Genomic DNA, 18,138 nt, shown 5'->3' on the forward strand with positions numbered 1-18,138 from the left:
ATAACCCCGAAGTTTCTCACGATGCATGGAACAGAGCATTAGGCTGATAGTATCAGTATATCGTCTCAACCCCGGAAAATCCCATAACGTCTTTACCAATTCGCCATAAAATCGCCCTGTTATCAGGCCATCCTCAGGCCAGGCAGGGTAACTATGTACAGAATCCTGATGGGTATTCGCGGTTGAAATGCGTTGAACGTGGGTTCGACTGCAGGCAGAATTGCGCAATCTACCTGGAATTGACTATATCAGTGCTCTGAAAGGAGGGTCAAGCTCTTGCTTTCCGTTCTGGATGAAATCACGGTAAATCCGCCTGATTATGCCAGTCGACCACAGCAAAACAGACCTGGTGGGACACCAGAACAGCAGTGTCCTCCCCCTCATCCCTCTAACCGGTATGACCTGTTATCAGGCGGCAATGCTCCCAACTGGTCAGTGCAGATCACGGCCGGTCAGTTTTTCTTCGATTTCATCCGCGTGGTGAGCGACTGCCATCACACTTTTGCGAATGTCTTCTGCGTCAACGGACGAACGGGGGAACGTATCCACCATGACAAATTTCGATTCCCCGTTGACCTCACGAATGGAGATGCCCCCATGAGAAAGCTCGGCGTTCAACCGGAGGGCTTCTTCGTAATACTCCGGCTGGGCATCACAACAGGTGCTGTAGATCAACAGCAGGCGTTCGTGCAGTTGATGTTCGCTGGGTTCAATGATCACGGTCTGTTTTCGGCGTTCCGATTGTTTGACTTCGAGAATGTACTGATGGCCGTTTCGTTTCCAGGACACCTTGCGATTATTGCCAAAGGCCTCGTGCAGCATCGCCTCGATATTCTGCACCTGTCCCAGGATGGCATTCAGGAACAGCGACGCCATGTACCCGTTCTGAAACCGGTTCGCCGGGCTCTTATCCAGCATCAAAGAGACGCATTCCGAGATTTCCAGTGGAATATCAGGCCGCAGGTCGCGCACACTGGGAGCAGGCTTCGAGACAACTTCCTGGATCAGGGCATTGAAGTTTTCGGCACGGTGAGGCAACTGTCCTGTGAGCAGGACAAAAAAGCAGACCCCCAGCGAATACACATCCGAGGTCGCGGTTGCCAGTCCTCCCTGAAACAGTTCCGGAGCCATATAGTTCGGAGTGCCGGCCAGATTGTGCTGGTGCGTTCCCCCTTCTTCAGCAGAAATCCGTTTGGCCAGTCCAAAGTCGGCAATTTTAGGAACCCCCGCGCCGCTTAAAAGAATGTTCTCCAGTTTCAAGTCCTGATGAATGATCCCCTTGGCGTGTGCCGTTCCCAGTCCAGAGGCGATCTGGGCGATCAGCGACGTAGCGTGCAGGGGAGTGAGTGGACCATCATCACGAATCACATGGCTCAACGCACGGCCGGTGATCAGTTCCATTTCCAGAAAGCGGTAGCCGCGTTCTTCGCCGATCGCATGCGCTGTAACGATATTGGGATGATTCAAAGTCGCGACGGCACGACCTTCATGGATAAATCGCTCAACGTATTCGGGATCACGGTCTGACAGATGCGGCAACAGAATCTTTAACGCACACTGGCGTCCCAGATCGCGATGGGTGGCCAGGTAAACCATGCCCATGCCTCCCCGGCCTAAAAGTGACTGGCAGCGATAGACGTGCAGATCAGTCCCTGCGATCGGATCGTCCTCTGCAGTCGCTGGTGATGCTGTTGAAACCCCCGGCTGCTCTACTTCCTGGATAACGATCGTTTCCTGTAAATCCGCAATCGAAACATCGTCCACATGCGCTCCGCAGACGGGACAGTGTTCCCGGCCTGCCTGCTGAAAGTAGGTGGAGTTACAGTTTGCACAATACTGCAACTGTCGCTGCTTTTGCTCGGCACCGGAATCGGATTCAGGTTGGGGTGACATATCAGAATTGAACTCGACCGAAAAAGGAATCTCTGCGGAAGATGATTTGTTCATGCTTGGGTCTGTGCTACTATCATATCGGGAATGGGACGAAATGCGACAACCAGTTCCTGCACAAAGGCAAGCCTGACGTGATGATTCGTTCCGGCCTGCCGATTATTTGGCAAGATTCCCGGATTTCCCTAAAAAATATAAATTCCTGCTTCGAAAATCCGACTATTAAGACATAGACTTATAAATACAGACCCCAGACACACTCAAGACAATATCACGCAAACTATTATCATATAATGAGTTATAAAACCAGACCCAGAGAACAGACTCCGGAGATGGTTCGCGCTCTTCCCCCCAGATTTAGAATACCTCCATGGCAGCTCCTGAAAACCCCCCGTCCGATGACACTGAACCAGAGGCTTTCCAGGCTGAAAATGCTCCGACAGACTCCTCTGATTCTCCTATCTTCGGTCCGCAGACTGATGAACTGGCTCTAGAGTTGGATCAGTTTCTGGACGATGCGCTACAGACGGCTCAACGGGAAGCCTCAGGAAACCACTCTGACCTGAGTTCCAGAAATGTATTGCCTCCTGGACCTGGATTGCTGGAGTCGGTCGCCTGGATGTTTGGCGTCTTCGGTGCCCATTTCCTGGGAATCATGCTCTTTCTGATCTGTGCGGTGATTTATTTAATCGCGACGTCCAGTGTCGGCCAGAATCCTGATACGGTTCGCAAAGGGATTACCTCTTTTGTCGAAACCCATCCCCTGGAAGCAGCGGGAGTCGAACAGGCGGTGTTCCTTCTGATTGGCCTGGTTGCCGTTGGTCTGCGTCTGGGAAAACGCCCGCTGGAGAAACTCAATCTGCAGCCCTTTGCGATGACAACGGGAATACTGCTGTTTATCTGCGTTCTGCCGCTGGCCCTGCTGTCAGGGGAGTTCTATCGCATTGCATTTGAAGGCTGGAGTCTCTTTGCCGATCAGATTCCCATTCTGCAGCGTTTCAATGAAATGCAGACGATGGAAATCGTAAAGGATATGGCGGAGAACAATTCACTGTGGTCGCTGGTCCTGGTCATCGCTGTCTTTCCTGCGATTGGGGAAGAACTCATATTTCGCGGCATGATTGGACGCGGTTTAATCGCCCGCTGGGGGCTGGTTCCCGGGATTGTGATCACGTCGATCATGTTCGGGATCGTGCACACTCATCCCGCGCATATCATCGCGGTGATCCCCCTGGGCATGTTCATGCATTATGTGTATTACGTGACCCGTAGTTTCTGGGCTCCCATCCTGGTCCACTTCATGAACAACGCCTTTGCCGTGACGATGGCGAAGATGGCCACCCAACTGCCCGAAAGCGCTGCCAGCCTGGGAGACGAAACTCAGCCGGTCCATCCGGTGATCCTGGTATCTGCGGCACTGTTCATGGTCGTGGTCTGTGTCCAGTTGTGGAATACGCGGGTGAAATATGTCACTTCCCAGGGCGAAGAATGGACTCCGGGATATACTTCGACAGAGAGGCCTCCCGCGAATGTTCCGGTCACCATGCAAAGAGAGAAGGCACCTGCAGTGATCTACGCAGCAGTGGCATTGCTGTTCCTCATTTTCATGGTGGCACTGGGGGCCTTCAGCCCGGGACAGGCCTGATCAGAGCGTCTTCAGGTACTCCAGCACCGCCCGCTTTTGTGACTCATCCAGTTCGTTGGGATAATTGTGCCCCGCAGCCGATTTACCGAATTTCGTCGTATCGAAGTAGCGTCGCTGTTCGACCGGCGAAAGTGGAGCCGGGAGCCGGGGAACGCTTTCGATCTCCAGCCCGACGCGGTTGACGTCGTAACCGTTCACGGTCCGTTTCCAGACCAAGGGGCGCGATTCCGGATGGAGCACATGCCAGAGCGTGGGAACCGAACCATTATGGAAATACGGCGCGGAAGCCCAGATCCCATTCAGGGGCGGGGCCACATAACCCGCGGGATCTTCCAGAACCGGATCCTTGCCATAGCGGGATAGCCAACTCTGATTCAAAGCAGCCCGGTAACTGGGAGGCAGGGCTTTATGACGCACCGGATCGGTTTTCAGCTCCGCCAGCGGCACGATCTTTTCGGGGTAGTCTGGATTGTCCCCATAGGTTCCGTGGCAGCGAGCACAGTGTGCTTCAAAGAGCGCACGACCTTTACCAGCCAACTGCTCATCAATGAGCCACTTGTAGCGGGGAGGCTCCAGTGATTCGATATAGGCCAGGATATCAGCGAAGTCGGCTTCCCACTGCTTGACCTGTTTTGCATTGTTGCGGGGAATCAGGATGAACTGCATCAGCACGCGGTGATTTTTGGTCATGAACGCGTCGGAATAGATTTTCTGTTTGCGTTTGACGTTCCACCAGGGCGGGGGATCCATGTCGTGGTGCAGCAGTTCCGGAATCGGGCGGCTCTTGTCGAAGTTCATATCGCCGTCCCGCAGTGAATCGAGGACAACACCGAAAATCACTGCATTCGTGGTGCCATGCGTCGTTCCCAGGGGAATCCCGACCGATGCCAGATCCAGATGGCTCAGTTTTTTCAACTGTTGCAGTTTGATTTTACTCACATCCTCGGTCAGGGTGTGCAGAGCGATGTGACTGTTGGGAGCACCGGGAATGACTTTGCCGTCCACCTTGCCGCTATGGCAGGCGAAGCAGTTCATGACCCATTTCTGTTCGTCAGTCACGACATAGCCGAGGGGATCTGATTTCGAACCGGGCTTCTGCATGATTCCGTAATAATCGAAAATCATCTGGCGACGTTCTGCCAGTGTGGCTGATTCGGCCTGCTTGCGCTGTTCTTCGGGCCAGACCTTCCAGAGATCGTCGAAGACGGCCTGATCGAAATCGGGAGGCAGATACGTTTTTCCGGTCAGCAACTGGTATCCCCGTTCCGCAGACGGTTCAGCCGCAGACAGCGTGCTGACAGCAATCGTAGCCGGTAACAGCATCGAAAATATAAAACAGAGTGTGCGCATCGTATATCAGATCAATCTCAGGAATCAAAAGTCTCAGGGACGAAACGGAAACAGGGTTTTGACGTTCTCACAGGTCAGGGGAGAGCCATACTCACAGGGTTCGAAGGCATCGATCAGCTGAATCTCATTGCCCCGTTGAGGGCCGTAGGTCTCGACGACCAGATCTCGATAACGGTCCGCCAGGGGGCCAATGCGGTCTTTCATTTTTCCACTCAACCAGACTTTCCGTTCCGCGTGATCGGCGGGAACCTCATCTTCGTAGAAGTGGTTGTAAGCCAGCCAGTCATAAAACTGGCTGCTGTGGCAATCGAGGGCGTCGATCACGCGATCCCAGACCGGTTCGATATCCACGACCACGGTCGGAGAAAACGGGTACGGGCGCGTAAAATGATCGGACAGGTAGGCGATCACCGGGTTCTCCCGCAGGGCAGGGACGTCGGGTACGATCGGCGGCACGGTCACCATATAGGCGGCATCGCACACCAGTTGCGACGTATATCGATGATCAGGGTGATAGTCGTTGGGGCGGTGCGTCAGGATCAGATCGGGCTGAAAATTGCGAATCAGCCGAATGATTTCAAAACGGGCTTCGATCGTCGGCTGCAGGTAACCATCACGGTTATTGAGCACTTCATATTCGATTCCCAGCGCCCGGCCGGCTGCGGCCGCTTCTGCGCGGCGAATTTCGGCTAATTCTTCGCCCGAGAGCCTTTGGTGCCCGGATTCGCCATTCGTGACGCTCACAAACTTCACGGCATGACCGGCCTGCTGATACAGGGCCGCGGTGCCCCCCGCTTTGATGTCACAATCGTCGGGATGAGCTCCAAATACCAGGATTCGCAATGTTTGATCAGCCATAGAGTTCTAAACCTTCACCGAATTATATAGAATATTGAGTGCTTGACGAGGAGATTTTTTCTTAAACAATATTACTAATGTTGTACAGCAAAGGTTTCAGATTCTCCAGCAAGTACGTCATGCTGAACTGTTGAACCTTGCACAATTCTGCTGTGTCCCCAGAGACACCCGTTTCTGCTCCCGAATTTCAAAGGATGTGAGTTCATGTCGTTGCCAACAGTCGATCCCGGTGAAGGTGTCTACGAAGATCCCCTTGATCTGATGGACGAGATCGATGCACTCAAAAAAGAAAAAGATGCAACCCTGCTGGCTCACTTCTACATCGATGGTGACATTCAGGATGTCGCTGATTTTACGGGAGACAGCCTCAAGCTCGCCCGCGACGCCGTCAATGTGACTACATCGACGATCGTTTTTTCCGGCGTGCACTTCATGGCGGAATCGACCAAAATCCTCAGCCCGGAAAAGAAAGTTTTGCTGCCGGACCTGAACGCAGGCTGTTCACTGGCAGACAGTTGCCAGTATGGGGATCTGCTGCAGTTCCAGGAGAAACTGCGAGCGGAAGGTCGCGATTTTGAAACGGTGGCCTACATCAATACCAGTGCGAAGGTGAAAAGCCTGTGTGACTGGATTGTGACCAGCGGCAATGCCCGGGAAATCATCGACCGTGTGCCTGCTGATAAGGAAATTCTGTTCGTTCCGGATCAGCATCTGGGACGTTACCTGCAGGAAGTCACCGGACGTTCGATGATTCTCTGGCCCGGGTCCTGTATGGTCCACGAGATCTTCAGTGTGCAGGATCTGCTCCGTGCGAAAAAGAACAATCCTGGCTCGCTCGTCCTGGCTCACCCCGAGTGTCCGCATTCGATTCTCGAAGTGTCTGACTTCATTGGCGGGACAGAAAAATTGCGCCAGTATGTGATGTCGATAAAAGAACCGGGGACATTTCTGATCGCGACGGAAGCGAACATGATTCACCCCCTGGAGAAATCGGCTCCCCAGCACACATATCTTCCCGTGCCGGGCATCATGGCCTCTTCCGGGGAAACCTGCGCCTGCAACCGCTGCCCGCACATGGCACTGAATACACTGCAGAAAGTCCGCGACTGTCTGAAATATGGCAAGCCGGAAATTGAATGGCAGCCTTATTTCGACAAAGCCAAAGCAGTGCTCCAGCGCAGTTTGCTGCAGTAGATTAAACAGACCGCACCTGCACCTCTAACTGCTTATATTCCGGGCACATCCTCCGCCTGACTGCTCATATAATAGAACACTCATAAGTTCATTTGAGTTTTTTTTGAGCCGTTGAAACTCCGTTTGAGCCTCTCATACAAGCGGTATTTAAGGTCATATCAATCGTGCCGATTTTATTAAGTTAATTGACTTATTATTTAGGCACGCGCTTTGCCAAGTCTTCATACAGAATTAAAAACCGGCACGCCCCACGCCTCTGTCGGTCGATCTTTCTGCTGTCTCTGTTGCGCTAACGGAGCTGCGGTCGCCCCACAAAATATCTGATTGAATATGACCCGACGCTAAACGATTCAACAACTGATATCTCATTATTTCATGCAAGCCATTCGTAACGCGCTCCTTCTGATGGTTGCAGAAGAGACTGTCTGATCCCGACAGACACAGTCTAACCCCTCTCTTTTCTCACGCAGAGTCTCTCTGCGCTGACTGTCGACCCGCCACGACGCCGTTCAGGGGAACTGGAAGCAGTCTCGAGTTCATCTCGAAACCTCAAGAAAGCACTCACGGAAATGGAAATTCAAAACAAAGCAACCCGGATCAATCTTTTTAATTTTTCAACACCACAAATGCGGGCATTTCACATGTCCTGGTTTGCTTTTTTCTTATGCTTCTTTGCCTGGTTCGGCATCGCGCCGCTGATGTCCATTGTTCGTGAAGAAATGCATCTGACCAAAGAACAGGTTGGCTGGTGCATTATCGGCTCGGTTGCGATTACCGTGATCGCACGACTGTTTATCGGCTGGCTCTGCGACCAGATCGGCCCCCGACTGGCCTATACCTGGCTGCTCGTCCTGGGAGCGATTCCCGTGATGGGCATCGGCTTCGCTCATGATTATACCACCTTCCTGATCTTTCGCATCGCGATTGGTGCCATCGGGGCCTCCTTTGTCATTACCCAGTATCACACATCGTTGATGTTCGCCCCGAACTGTGTGGGAACGGCGAATGCCACCACCGCCGGCTGGGGGAACCTGGGGGGTGGTGTGACACAGATGGTCATGCCGCTGATCTTCGGCATGTTTGTCGGCATCCTTGGTTTCAGTGACACCATGGGCTGGCGGGCATCGATGTTCCTCGCCGGTCTGGTCTGTGCCCTGACCGGGATCGCCTATTATTTTCTGACCCAGGATGCTCCCGACGGCAACTTTAAAGAACTCAGAGAAGCCGGCAAGCTGACTCAGAAAGAACAGCAGAAGGGGATGTTCCTGAAAGTCTGCAAAGACTACCGCGTCTGGGCTCTGTTTGTGATCTATGGTGCCTGTTTTGGCATCGAACTGACCATTAACAATGTTGCTGCGCTCTACTTCCTGGATTACTTCGATTATTTCAAAAACATGGACGCGACCAAAGCCGTCAAAACGGCCGGTCTGATGGCAGGGATATTCGGTCTGATGAATATCTTCGCCCGTACGCTGGGGGGCATCTTCGGCGACCGCTTTGGCCAAAAGTGGGGATTGAGCGGCCGCGTCAAATGGCTGTTCATCGCGATTTTCTGTGAGGGCATCGCACTGATGGTCTTCTCACAGATGAGTGTCCTTGCCCTGGCGCTGCCTTCGCTGATCGTCTTCAGTCTGTTCGTGCAGATGTCTGAAGGTGCTACTTACTCCGTCGTACCTTTCATCAACAAGAAAGCACTGGGGGCCGTATCGGGCATCGTGGGAGCCGGTGGTAACGCAGGTGCCGTGACCGCAGGCTTCCTGTTTAAAACCCAGGCGATCAACTGGCCCACCGCCTTATTCATTCTTGGTGCGATTGTGACCTGCTGTGCCTTCCTGACCTTCCTCGTGCGGTTCAGCGAAGAAATGGAAGAGGAAGCCCGCCTGGCTCATGAAACTGCCATCACAGTCAAATCAGGGGAAAAAGAACTGGCTGCCTCGATGGGGCAATAAGCAGATGGCCTCGAGACCGCTCTCAGATACAAAACTTCAAGTGCTCAATTCATAAGGTAGATAACAGTGATTCATCAGAACTTCGACACCAGGCAAAATGTCGTCGTCATTGGCAACGGGATGGTCGGCTTGCGTTTTTGCGAGCAACTCGTTGATAAGGACCAGCAACAGGAATATCAAATCACCACGTTTTGCGAGGAACCCCGGGCCGCTTATGACCGGGTCGGCCTGACTCAGTTTTTTGCACACAATGATGCTGAAAAACTGATGCTGGCCCGTAAAGAATGGTATGCGGATAACCAGATCGACCTGCACCTCTCGGACCGGGCGGTCAGCATCGATCGGGAAAACAAGATCGTCCGTTCCCAGAAAGGGGTCGAGATCCCCTATGACAAAGTGGTGATCGCCACCGGTTCCTACCCCTTCGTTCCGGATGTGCCGGGTATCAAAAATCGCGGCGTGTTCGTGTACCGAACCATCAACGACCTGGAACAGATCATCGCTTACGCGAAGCAGTCCAAAACCGCTGCCGTAATCGGCGGGGGGCTGCTCGGTCTCGAAGCTGCCAAAGCGGCCCTGGATCTCGGACTGCAGACACACGTCCTGGAATTCGCCCCGCGACTCATGCCGCGACAGATTGATGACGCGGGTTCGAAAATTCTGGTGCAGAAGATCGAAGAACTGGGCGTGCAGGTCCATCTGAATAAAGCTACTCAGAAAGTACTGGGAGAGTCCAGTGTTGAAGGCATCCTGTTCCAGGATGGCTCTGATCTTGAACTGGACATGATCATTGTCTCAGCCGGGATTCGTCCCCGGGATGAACTCGCACGTGAATGCGATCTGGAAGTCGGCCCGCGCGGCGGGATCCTGGTCAACGATCACCTGCAGACCTCTGACCCGGATATCTATGCCGTCGGGGAAGTCGCCCTGCATTCCGGTATGGTTTATGGTCTGGTTGCCCCCGGTTACCAGATGGCTGAAGTTGCAGCGACGCATCTCTGTCATGGGGAAGCGGAATTCAAGGGCAGTGATCTCTCGACCAAATTGAAACTGATGGGTGTCGATGTGGCCAGTTTCGGCGATTACGAAGCGGGTCCCGATGTCTCCAAAAGTCTGACTTTTGAAGACCCGTTCAAGGGGGTCTACAAAAAGCTGGTATTCAATCCCGACGGAACCCGACTGATCGGCGGTATCCTGATTGGAGATGCCTCCGACTATGGCAGCCTGTCAATGCTGGCCAAGTCAGACGATAAGCTGCCCTGCAGCCCGCACGAACTGGTAATAGGAAGCGGAGGGGGTATTCCGGGCGGGAATGCCGCAGACATGCCGGATGAAGCACAGATCTGCTCGTGCAATAACGTGAGCAAAGGACAGATCTGTTCCGCCATCCAGGAACAGGAACTGACTTCGGTGGATCAGGTCAAAGCCTGCACAAAAGCGGGCGGAGGGTGTGGCGGCTGTATGCCCCTGGTCACCGATCTGTTCAAAGCGGAAATGGCGGCAGCCGGGATCACTGTCAATAATCATCTGTGTGAACACTTCGAGTTTTCTCGTACCGAACTGTTCAATATTATCAAAGTCAAAAAACTGAAAACCTTTACCGAGGTGATCGCCGATTGCGGTTCAGGTGCCGGCTGTGAGGTCTGCAAACCGACGGTGGCTTCAATTCTGGCCAGCCTCTGGAACGAACACATTGTCGATCATGCACCGCTGCAGGATACGAATGACCGTTTCCTCGCGAATATGCAGCGGGGAGGCCTGTATTCAGTAGTGCCCCGCGTTCCCGGCGGTGAGATTACTCCCGAGAAACTGATTGTTCTGGGTGAAGTCGCTCAGGAATTCGGGCTCTATACCAAAATCACGGGGGGACAGCGGGTCGACCTGTTTGGTGCCGAAGTCCACGATCTCCCCAAAATCTGGGAAAAGCTGATCGATGCCGGCTTTGAGAGCGGCCATGCGTACGGCAAAGCCCTGCGGACGGTCAAAAGCTGTGTGGGGACTACCTGGTGCCGCTACGGTGTGGGAGATTCGGTCGGTTTTGCAATTCGCCTCGAAGAACGCTATCGCGGAATTCGCGCACCTCATAAAATCAAAGGTGGCGTTTCGGGCTGCGTCCGCGAATGTGCGGAAGCTCAGAGTAAAGACTTCGGGCTGATTGCGACTGAAAACGGATACAACCTTTGCATTTGTGGAAATGGAGGGGCCAAGCCTCGACACGCCGACCTGTTTGCTTCGGACCTCGACGAAGAAACCTGTATTAAATATCTGGATCGCTTCCTGATGTTTTATATTCAGACTGCAGACAAACTGACCCGGACCGCCACCTGGCTGGAAAAGCTGGAAGGGGGTATCGATTACCTGCGGGAAGTGGTCATCGAAGACAAACTGGGGATCTGCGCAGAGCTCGAAACCATGATGCAGTCACTGGTCGATACCTATCACTGCGAGTGGAAAGAGGTCGTCGACAATCCTGCCAAACGGCGACTGTTCGAACAGTTTGTCAATACCGACGAGCACGAATCGTCGATCGAACTCATTCCCCAGCGCGGCCAGAAACGGCCCATTGACTGGGCGCCCGATTTCATTCCGCTGGAAAGTCTCCAGGATGCCGAACCACCTGCGTCTGAGAAAGACGAATCGCCGCGCGAATGGGTCAAAGTGGGTGTCGTCAGCGATTTCCCTGCCGAATCCGGTTCGACAGTCAAATACGGCAACTCTCAACTGGCTGTCTTCAACTTCCAGAGTCGTGGGGAATGGTTTGCCTGTCAGCAGATGTGCCCGCATAAGCAGGCGATGGTCCTGTCGCGCGGCATTCTGGGAGACGCACAGGGCATTCCCAAAGTTGCCTGCCCGCTCCACAAGAAGACGTTTTCCCTGGAAAACGGTTCCTGCCTGAGCGGGGAAGAAGAATATGCAGTCAATGTATTCAATGTTAAAGTCGACGAACAGGAAAATGTCTATCTCGAGCTGCCTGAAGTTGAGGTACTCGATGAATTAATCAATCAAACAGTATGTGCTGGCGCTCACTAAGCACAGGTTTAAGAAATGATCCTATCGAAACCGGAAGACGAACGAAAACAAAACGAAAAACTGGTAACCCTTTCTGTTTGTGATGTGATTCAGGAGGCCGACGATGTCTGCACGTTTCGTCTGGACAACCAGGCAGGCCTGTTATCTCCGCATCAGCCAGGCATGTTTATTAAAGTCTGTCTGGATATCCGGGGGAATGAAGTCTGGCGGAGCTTTTCCATCAGTTCCTCTCCTTTCCAACCGGAACAGATTGACCTGACGATTAAACGTAACCGGGAAGGGCAGGCCAGTAATTATTTTTTTGAACAGGTCCAGCGTGGCAGTCAGATTCGACTCAAAGGACCTTTGGGCCAGTTTTACTATGATCCGGAACTCCACACCGAGCCGTTAGTCCTGCTCTGTGCCGGGATCGGAATCACTCCCATGATGAGTATCGTCCGCTATCTGAAAGATTTAGATCAGAATCGAGCCTGCTTTCTGTTCTACGGCGCACGTACGCACCAGGATATCATCTTCGATCAGGAAACCAGACAACTGATGACCCAGTTGCCGGGGTTTCACTATTTCCTGACACTTTCACAGCCGGTACCACACTGGCTGGGCTACTGCGGGCATCTCAATTTTGATTTTATCATTTCCCGCATCCCACAAGTTACCAGCTGTCGTTTCTTTTTGTGTGGTCCCCGTGAGTTCAATCAGGAATTCAGTGATCGACTGCAGGAAACGGGTGCCCCTTCCGAATTGATTCACAGTGAGCAATTCCATAAAAAACGTAAAATCAGTTAGAGACACATGAGCTTCAACTACGACGAACATAATTCCAGTGCCGACTCGCCTCTGGATGAACATACATCGGGATCACAGGGAACGGCCACCTGCCATCAGGAATTCGATCTGATTAATCTGCTGCTGGAAGAGCAGCAGACGCTGACAGCCGTCGACGAATTTGCCCGGCAATACGAATCGCAGGCGCTACCGGCCCAGTCACGCTATTATGCTGACCTGATCCCCTCCAAGTCGCCCCAGTCGGGAGAGCAATACGCCTTCCAGGTTGACCTGGACCGCTGCTCGGGCTGTAAAGCCTGTGTCACTGCCTGCCACTCACTGAACGGGCTGGATGAAAACGAAACCTGGCGCGATGTCGGTCTGCTGATCGGGGGGACGAGCCAGGAGCCGATTTATCAGCATGTGACGACTGCCTGTCATCATTGCCTGGACCCAGGCTGTATGCAGGCCTGTCCCGTGAATGCGTATGAAAAAGATCCCATTACCGGTATCGTCAAGCATTTGGACGACCAGTGCTTTGGCTGCCAGTACTGCACGCTGGCCTGTCCCTACGACGTTCCCAAGTATCACAGTAAAAAGGGCATTGTCCGCAAATGCGACATGTGCAGTCAGCGGTTGACTGACGGGGAGGCGCCCGCCTGTGTGCAGGCCTGTCCGCATCAGGCAATTTCGATCGATATTGTCAACAAGGAGCAGGTGCTCGCCGACTCGGAGGTCAACGCGTTTCTGCCCGCCGCTCCCGATCCGCAGCATACCTACCCGACGACGACTTATAAGTCACGTAAGCCGTTCCCACGCAATACGATTCCGGCAGACTACTATTCAGCCAGCCCGCAACATGCCCACCTTCCACTGGTGATCATGCTGGTCTTGACCCAACTTTCGGTCGGTGCGTTTCTCACCGGTTCCATCCTCGAGTATTTTCTCAGCACGGAAACAACTTCGGTGATGACGCGCCTGTCAGCGACAACCGCGATGGTCTTTGGTCTGCTTGCCCTGGGGGCGAGCACGCTGCACCTGGGACGTCCCCTGTATGCCTTCCGGGGTATTCTGGGCCTCAGACATTCCTGGCTGAGTCGGGAAATCCTGGCATTTGGCGTCTTTGCCGGTGCCGCTCAGACCTATGCTGCGCTGACCTGGTTTGCCGGATCTATGCTCCCGAACTGGCAGCAGTGGCAACCACTGGCCGGCTGGATGGTCAGCCTGCTGGGAGTGGTGGGGATTTTCTGCTCGATCATGATTTATGTTTTCACCAAACGCGAATTCTGGAGCTTTGAAACAACGACAACCAAGTTTGCGTTGACTGCCGCTCTGTTGGGGATTGCCTCGACCTGGGTAGTGATCTTTCTGTTGAACCTGACGGTCGATTCTGCCGCCACAAATCTGCTGCTGGCACAGGCGGGGCCCTTATTGTCCAAGGCTCTGATTGTGACTTCTGTCATCAAGCTGAGTTTTGAGGCATCCATTTTCCGTTATCTGCTCCGGCGTCAAAACTCTCCTTTGAAGCGTTCGGCTTTACTGATGAGCGGTGAACTCTCAAATGTCACGCTCGCCCGTTTTGCCTGCGGCATCCTGGGAGGGATTCTGATGCCTCTGTTTTTACTGAACCACCAGACGCAACCGGTTCAGAACCTGATTCTGTTTTTCATCGTTGGTATTTTATTCATAGCCTGTTTAGCTGGTGAACTCCTGGAACGTTATCTGTTCTTCTCTGCGGTTGCCGCTCCCCGCATGCCTGGCGTTATCCACTAAAGTACTCGGACGGGACTCGGTTTCGATGTCTATTATCGATCAATCAAAATTAAGCTCTCTGATTCATCAGAAAGAGGGACACCTCACCAGAGAATTACTGCTCTCACCCGGCGGATTCGGTCTGGGAAAGGTGCCTGAGAAAAATCTGCCGGATGCGACGACCCAGATGGTTTGCGGCTTCTGTGGCACCGGTTGTAACCTGAATATCCATCTCAAAAACGGAGAAGGGGTCTGCATCAGCCCGACGACGGAATATCCCGTCAACCTGGGCATGGCCTGTCCCAAAGGCTGGGAAGCGCTGTCGGTGCTCGATTCGCCGGACCGCGCGATCAGCCCGCTGGTTAAAAAATCTCCCAATCACTGGGAACCGGTCGACTGGGATTCCGCACTGAGCCTGTTCACCAGCAAATTTAAAGCGATCCAGGAAAAACATGGCGACGATTCGGTCGCCTTTTTGAGTACCGGTCAGATGGTGACCGAGGAAATGGCCTTCCTGGGCGCGCTGGCCAAATTCGGCATGGGTATGAAACACGGCGACGGAAATACCCGGCAGTGTATGGCTTCAGCAGTCACCGCCTACAAGCAGTCGTTCGGCTTTGATTCGCCCCCCTTTACGTACCAGGACCTTGAAGAATCAGACGTGCTGGTGTTTGTGGGCGCGAATCCCTGTATCGCGCATCCAATCATGTGGGAACGCGTGATGCGGAATCCGCATTCACCGGAAATCATCGTGGTCGATCCCCGGAAGACGGAAACCGCCATGCAGTCCACACTGCATCTGCAGATCGCACCCAAATCGGATCTGCCTCTGTTTTACGGAATTGCTCAGCTGCTGATCGAGAAAGGCTATCTCGATGCGGATTATGTACGTGCCCATACCGAAGGCTTCGACGAGTTCAAAGCGCATGTCCGCGACTATCCACTGGAGCGCATCACCGCAGAGACCGGCTTGAGTCGGGAAAAGATTGAACGGTTCGTTGAACTGATTCACGAAGGGAAACGGGTTTCTTTCTGGTGGACGATGGGCGTGAACCAGAGTTACCAGGGAGTTCGCACCGCGCAGTCCATTATAAACCTGGCCCTGATGACGGGGAATATCGGTCGGCCCGGCACCGGTCCCAATTCCATCACCGGACAGTGCAATGCGATGGGCTCGCGACTCTTCAGTAACACCACCAATCTGCTCGGCGGACATGATTTTCTGAATGACCGCCATCGTGCGAAGGTTGCTGATATTCTTTCGATTCCCATCGACCGGATCCCGTCCGAGAACAGTTTGCCTTACCATAAAATCATGGAAGGGATTCTGGCCGGCAAAATCAAAGGGCTGTGGGTCATCTGCACGAACCCTGCGCATTCCTGGATTAACCAGGGTCAGGCCCGTGATATTCTGGACCGCCTCGATTTCCTGGTGGTTCAGGACATGTACCACACCACCGAGACCGCCCGACATGCGGATCTGATTCTCCCCGCTGCCGGCTGGGGTGAAAAAGAGGGGACCTTCATCAATGCGGAACGCCGCATCGGGCGTGTCAAACGGATCAAACGGGCGCCGGGACAGGCGTTGTCTGATTTCTCGATCTTCAAACTGATCGCCCAGTACTGGGGCTGTGGAGAGATGTTCTCCCAGTGGAGTTCCCCGGCCGAAGTGTTTCAGCTCATGAAAAAACTGAGTGCCGGACAGGCCTGTGATTTCTCGGGCATTGAAGACTATTCCTCGGTCGAAGAGCAGGGGGGCATACAATGGCCGTTTCCTGCGAGTGAAACAGCGCCCCCGGAGCCTCAGCGACGACTGTTTGAAGATGGTCGCTTCTTCCATGAAAACGGACGGGCCCGGTTCATTTTTTCCGAACCCTCCAAAATGCCGGAAGCCCCCAGCGAACAGTATCCCTTCGTATTACTGACAGGCCGCGGCACCGCTTCACAATGGCATACACAGACCCGAACCCGCAATTCGGATGTGTTGAAGAAGCTCTATCCCCAGCGGATTTATGTGGAAATCAATCCGGAAGACGCACGTCATAACTCCGTTCAACCCAACGACTGGATTATCGTGGAGTCACAGCGCGGCCGTCTCAAAGCCCGCGCGTTTATTACACAGTCGGTTCAGCCGGGACAGCTTTTTATTCCCATGCACTATGAGGCGACCAATCAACTGACCGACGCTGTCTTTGATCCGCATTCCAGCCAGCCTTCGTATAAATGCTGTGCTGTTCGGATCAGCGCAGAATAAAGAAGGTCAAAACGAGCCCCTCAACCAGATCTCAGGCCAAAGTTCCCCAACGCGCCCTTGAGCGCAATTCTGCCTTTCGGTGCAGATTTCACAAACTTTATCCAGTCCGCCTGCAAAACCGGAGTTTGTATTAAATTGCGCTAATGTGTCCGGGGGATGACCGATACCCTGAATAAGCACTGGTCGTACTTTACCTCAGACAGTGCGCGCTGCATGCGAGAAGATGACTCCCCCCTCATCCATTGATTTTCATAACCCGGGCTCATGAATTTACTGCAAACTCAATCCATGCATCTGAAAGCGGGCATTTTCTGTTTCCTGCTGCTGTTCGTCTCTCCTGCATTCGGACAGGGTGTGCCGCCAGCCCCCGGCTGTGATCAGGAACCGGGGCAATGCCTGAATACCCCCGCCTGCACTTCCTGTGTCCCGGACATCAACTACTGGGTTGTCAGCAGCCGCTGCTGTCCCCAGAAAAGTAATTGCTGCTGTCCCAGCTGTGAGTTTGACGTCTATCATTCCGCTGAAGCGGGACAGGTGACCGAACAGTCGATGGAGAGCATGCTGCAATCCCTGGATCCAAACGCCCCGATCTGTATCATGGTTCATGGCAGTCTGGTCAAGTGGGAGGATGTGCTGCTCGATTCCTATAATACGTATCTCTGGCTGAAAGCGGCTGCACCGCAGAAGCCGTTAAACGTGATTTTCTTCTCTTGGCCCAGTGACGATACGCCGACTAAAATCATCCCCGTTGATGTCCACATTCTGGGAAAACGGGCTGAATTTAACGGTCACTACCTAGCGCAACTGATCGCCGCTCTTCCGCCGCACCACCAGATCAGTCTACTGGGCCACAGCCACGGTGCCCGGCTGGTGGCTTCAACGATGCACTTGATTGGAGGCGGCAGCATTCAGGGTATCTCGCTCTCGGATTGCGGTATCCACATCTGTTGCCACTGCCGTCATTTTCGGATCGTCTTCGCCGCTGCTGCATTCAATCATAACTGGCTGAACCCGGGAGAACGTTACGGGTGCGGTTTGAACTGTACCGACTGCCTGGTCAACTTAAGAAATCACAAAGACCGGGTCCTGCTGCTTTATCCGGTCCTGGCACCAGCCTCACGGCGGGCACTCGCCCGTACCGGGTTTACCTGGATGGACAGGCGGAAGCTGGGAGAGGATACAAATCGGGTGAATGATATCGATGTCTCGGATTGCGTGGGAGCAGGTCACATGTTCCCCAACTATTACAGTCACCCTGAAATCGCCGAAACCATCGTGCCCGCCATCTATTTCAGCAACTGACCCGCCTGTACAAGTTGTCTTCGCAAGGGACACCAAATGTGTGCCTCCTCCGTCATGTCTCATTCTACGGCCAGCCTGACGTCGCTATAGAATCCGCGGATTTATTTTGCATCTCTCGTGAAACCTGAGTATTCTGGCGAGAGACTGAC

11 protein-coding genes are annotated in these 18,138 nt (G+C 53.5%); 8 read left to right on the forward strand and 3 right to left on the reverse strand.

Annotation, left to right across the window (positions count from 1 at the left end):
- Positions 1–432: 432 nt before the first annotated feature.
- Positions 433–1,893 carry a serine/threonine protein kinase gene (locus Enr10x_RS09100; RefSeq protein WP_197997546.1) on the reverse strand — a complete coding sequence of 487 codons (1,461 nt, stop codon included), beginning with the start codon at positions 1,891–1,893 and terminating at the stop codon, positions 433–435.
- Between the two features lie 367 nt (positions 1,894–2,260).
- Here Enr10x_RS09100 and Enr10x_RS09105 point away from each other — a divergent pair, with 367 nt between their 5' ends.
- On the forward strand, positions 2,261–3,535 hold the full coding sequence (locus tag Enr10x_RS09105) for a CPBP family intramembrane glutamic endopeptidase (protein WP_145448827.1): 1,275 nt from the start codon (positions 2,261–2,263) through the stop codon (positions 3,533–3,535).
- Here Enr10x_RS09105 and Enr10x_RS09110 read toward each other — a convergent pair whose 3' ends face one another.
- Together Enr10x_RS09110 and Enr10x_RS09115 are read right to left on the reverse strand one after the other, a co-directional pair.
- Positions 3,536–4,885 carry a c-type cytochrome gene (locus Enr10x_RS09110; protein WP_232093274.1) on the reverse strand — a complete coding sequence of 450 codons (1,350 nt, stop codon included), beginning with the start codon at positions 4,883–4,885 and terminating at the stop codon, positions 3,536–3,538. It abuts the gene before it with no gap.
- 33 nt (positions 4,886–4,918) lie between these two features.
- A complete protein-coding gene (locus tag Enr10x_RS09115; protein WP_145448828.1) occupies positions 4,919–5,743 on the reverse strand; it encodes a PIG-L deacetylase family protein in 825 nt (274 codons plus the stop codon).
- A gap of 204 nt (positions 5,744–5,947) precedes the next feature.
- Between Enr10x_RS09115 and nadA the strand changes: the two genes are divergently transcribed.
- From nadA to Enr10x_RS09150, 7 genes are all read left to right on the forward strand, one after another.
- Positions 5,948–6,937, forward strand: a complete 990-nt coding sequence (nadA, locus tag Enr10x_RS09120) for a quinolinate synthase NadA (protein ID WP_145448829.1) — start codon at positions 5,948–5,950, stop codon at positions 6,935–6,937.
- A gap of 569 nt (positions 6,938–7,506) precedes the next feature.
- On the forward strand, positions 7,507–8,886 hold the full coding sequence (locus Enr10x_RS09125) for an MFS transporter (RefSeq protein WP_145448830.1): 1,380 nt from the start codon (positions 7,507–7,509) through the stop codon (positions 8,884–8,886).
- 66 nt (positions 8,887–8,952) lie between these two features.
- A complete protein-coding gene (nirB, locus tag Enr10x_RS09130; protein ID WP_145448831.1) occupies positions 8,953–11,916 on the forward strand; it encodes a nitrite reductase large subunit NirB in 2,964 nt (987 codons plus the stop codon).
- A gap of 15 nt (positions 11,917–11,931) precedes the next feature.
- Complete coding sequence (locus Enr10x_RS09135) at positions 11,932–12,702, forward strand: ferredoxin reductase (RefSeq protein ID WP_145448832.1); 771 nt, start codon at positions 11,932–11,934, stop codon at positions 12,700–12,702.
- Positions 12,703–12,708: 6 nt separating this feature from the next.
- Entirely contained in the window at positions 12,709–14,454 is a 1,746-nt protein-coding gene (locus Enr10x_RS09140; RefSeq protein ID WP_145448833.1) for a DmsC/YnfH family molybdoenzyme membrane anchor subunit, read from the forward strand.
- 25 nt (positions 14,455–14,479) lie between these two features.
- The gene (locus tag Enr10x_RS09145) at positions 14,480–16,687 is read left to right on the forward strand and encodes a molybdopterin oxidoreductase family protein (protein ID WP_145448834.1); all 2,208 of its coding nucleotides are present in this window, start codon (positions 14,480–14,482) and stop codon (positions 16,685–16,687) included.
- 264 nt (positions 16,688–16,951) lie between these two features.
- Positions 16,952–17,989, forward strand: a complete 1,038-nt coding sequence (locus Enr10x_RS09150; protein WP_145108903.1) for an alpha/beta hydrolase — start codon at positions 16,952–16,954, stop codon at positions 17,987–17,989.
- Positions 17,990–18,138: the final 149 nt, after the last annotated feature.

Source organism: Gimesia panareensis (genome assembly GCF_007748155.1).
In the GTDB taxonomy this organism is placed as follows: domain Bacteria; phylum Planctomycetota; class Planctomycetia; order Planctomycetales; family Planctomycetaceae; genus Gimesia; species Gimesia panareensis.

Excerpts from the sequence above, each read along its gene's own strand:
- Enr10x_RS09140 (WP_145448833.1), top strand. The coding sequence starts at position 12,709 with ATGAGCTTCAACTACGACGAACATAATTCCAGTGCCGACTCGCCTCTG.
- Enr10x_RS09110 (WP_232093274.1), bottom strand. The coding sequence starts at position 4,885 with ATGCGCACACTCTGTTTTATATTTTCGATGCTGTTACCGGCTACGATT.
- Enr10x_RS09135 (WP_145448832.1), top strand. The coding sequence starts at position 11,932 with ATGATCCTATCGAAACCGGAAGACGAACGAAAACAAAACGAAAAACTG.
- Enr10x_RS09115 (WP_145448828.1), bottom strand. The coding sequence starts at position 5,743 with ATGGCTGATCAAACATTGCGAATCCTGGTATTTGGAGCTCATCCCGAC.
- Enr10x_RS09105 (WP_145448827.1), top strand. The coding sequence starts at position 2,261 with ATGGCAGCTCCTGAAAACCCCCCGTCCGATGACACTGAACCAGAGGCT.
- Enr10x_RS09150 (WP_145108903.1), top strand. The coding sequence starts at position 16,952 with ATGAATTTACTGCAAACTCAATCCATGCATCTGAAAGCGGGCATTTTC.
- Enr10x_RS09145 (WP_145448834.1), top strand. The coding sequence starts at position 14,480 with ATGTCTATTATCGATCAATCAAAATTAAGCTCTCTGATTCATCAGAAA.
- nadA (WP_145448829.1), top strand. The coding sequence starts at position 5,948 with ATGTCGTTGCCAACAGTCGATCCCGGTGAAGGTGTCTACGAAGATCCC.
- Enr10x_RS09125 (WP_145448830.1), top strand. The coding sequence starts at position 7,507 with ATGGAAATTCAAAACAAAGCAACCCGGATCAATCTTTTTAATTTTTCA.
- Enr10x_RS09100 (WP_197997546.1), bottom strand. The coding sequence starts at position 1,893 with ATGTCACCCCAACCTGAATCCGATTCCGGTGCCGAGCAAAAGCAGCGA.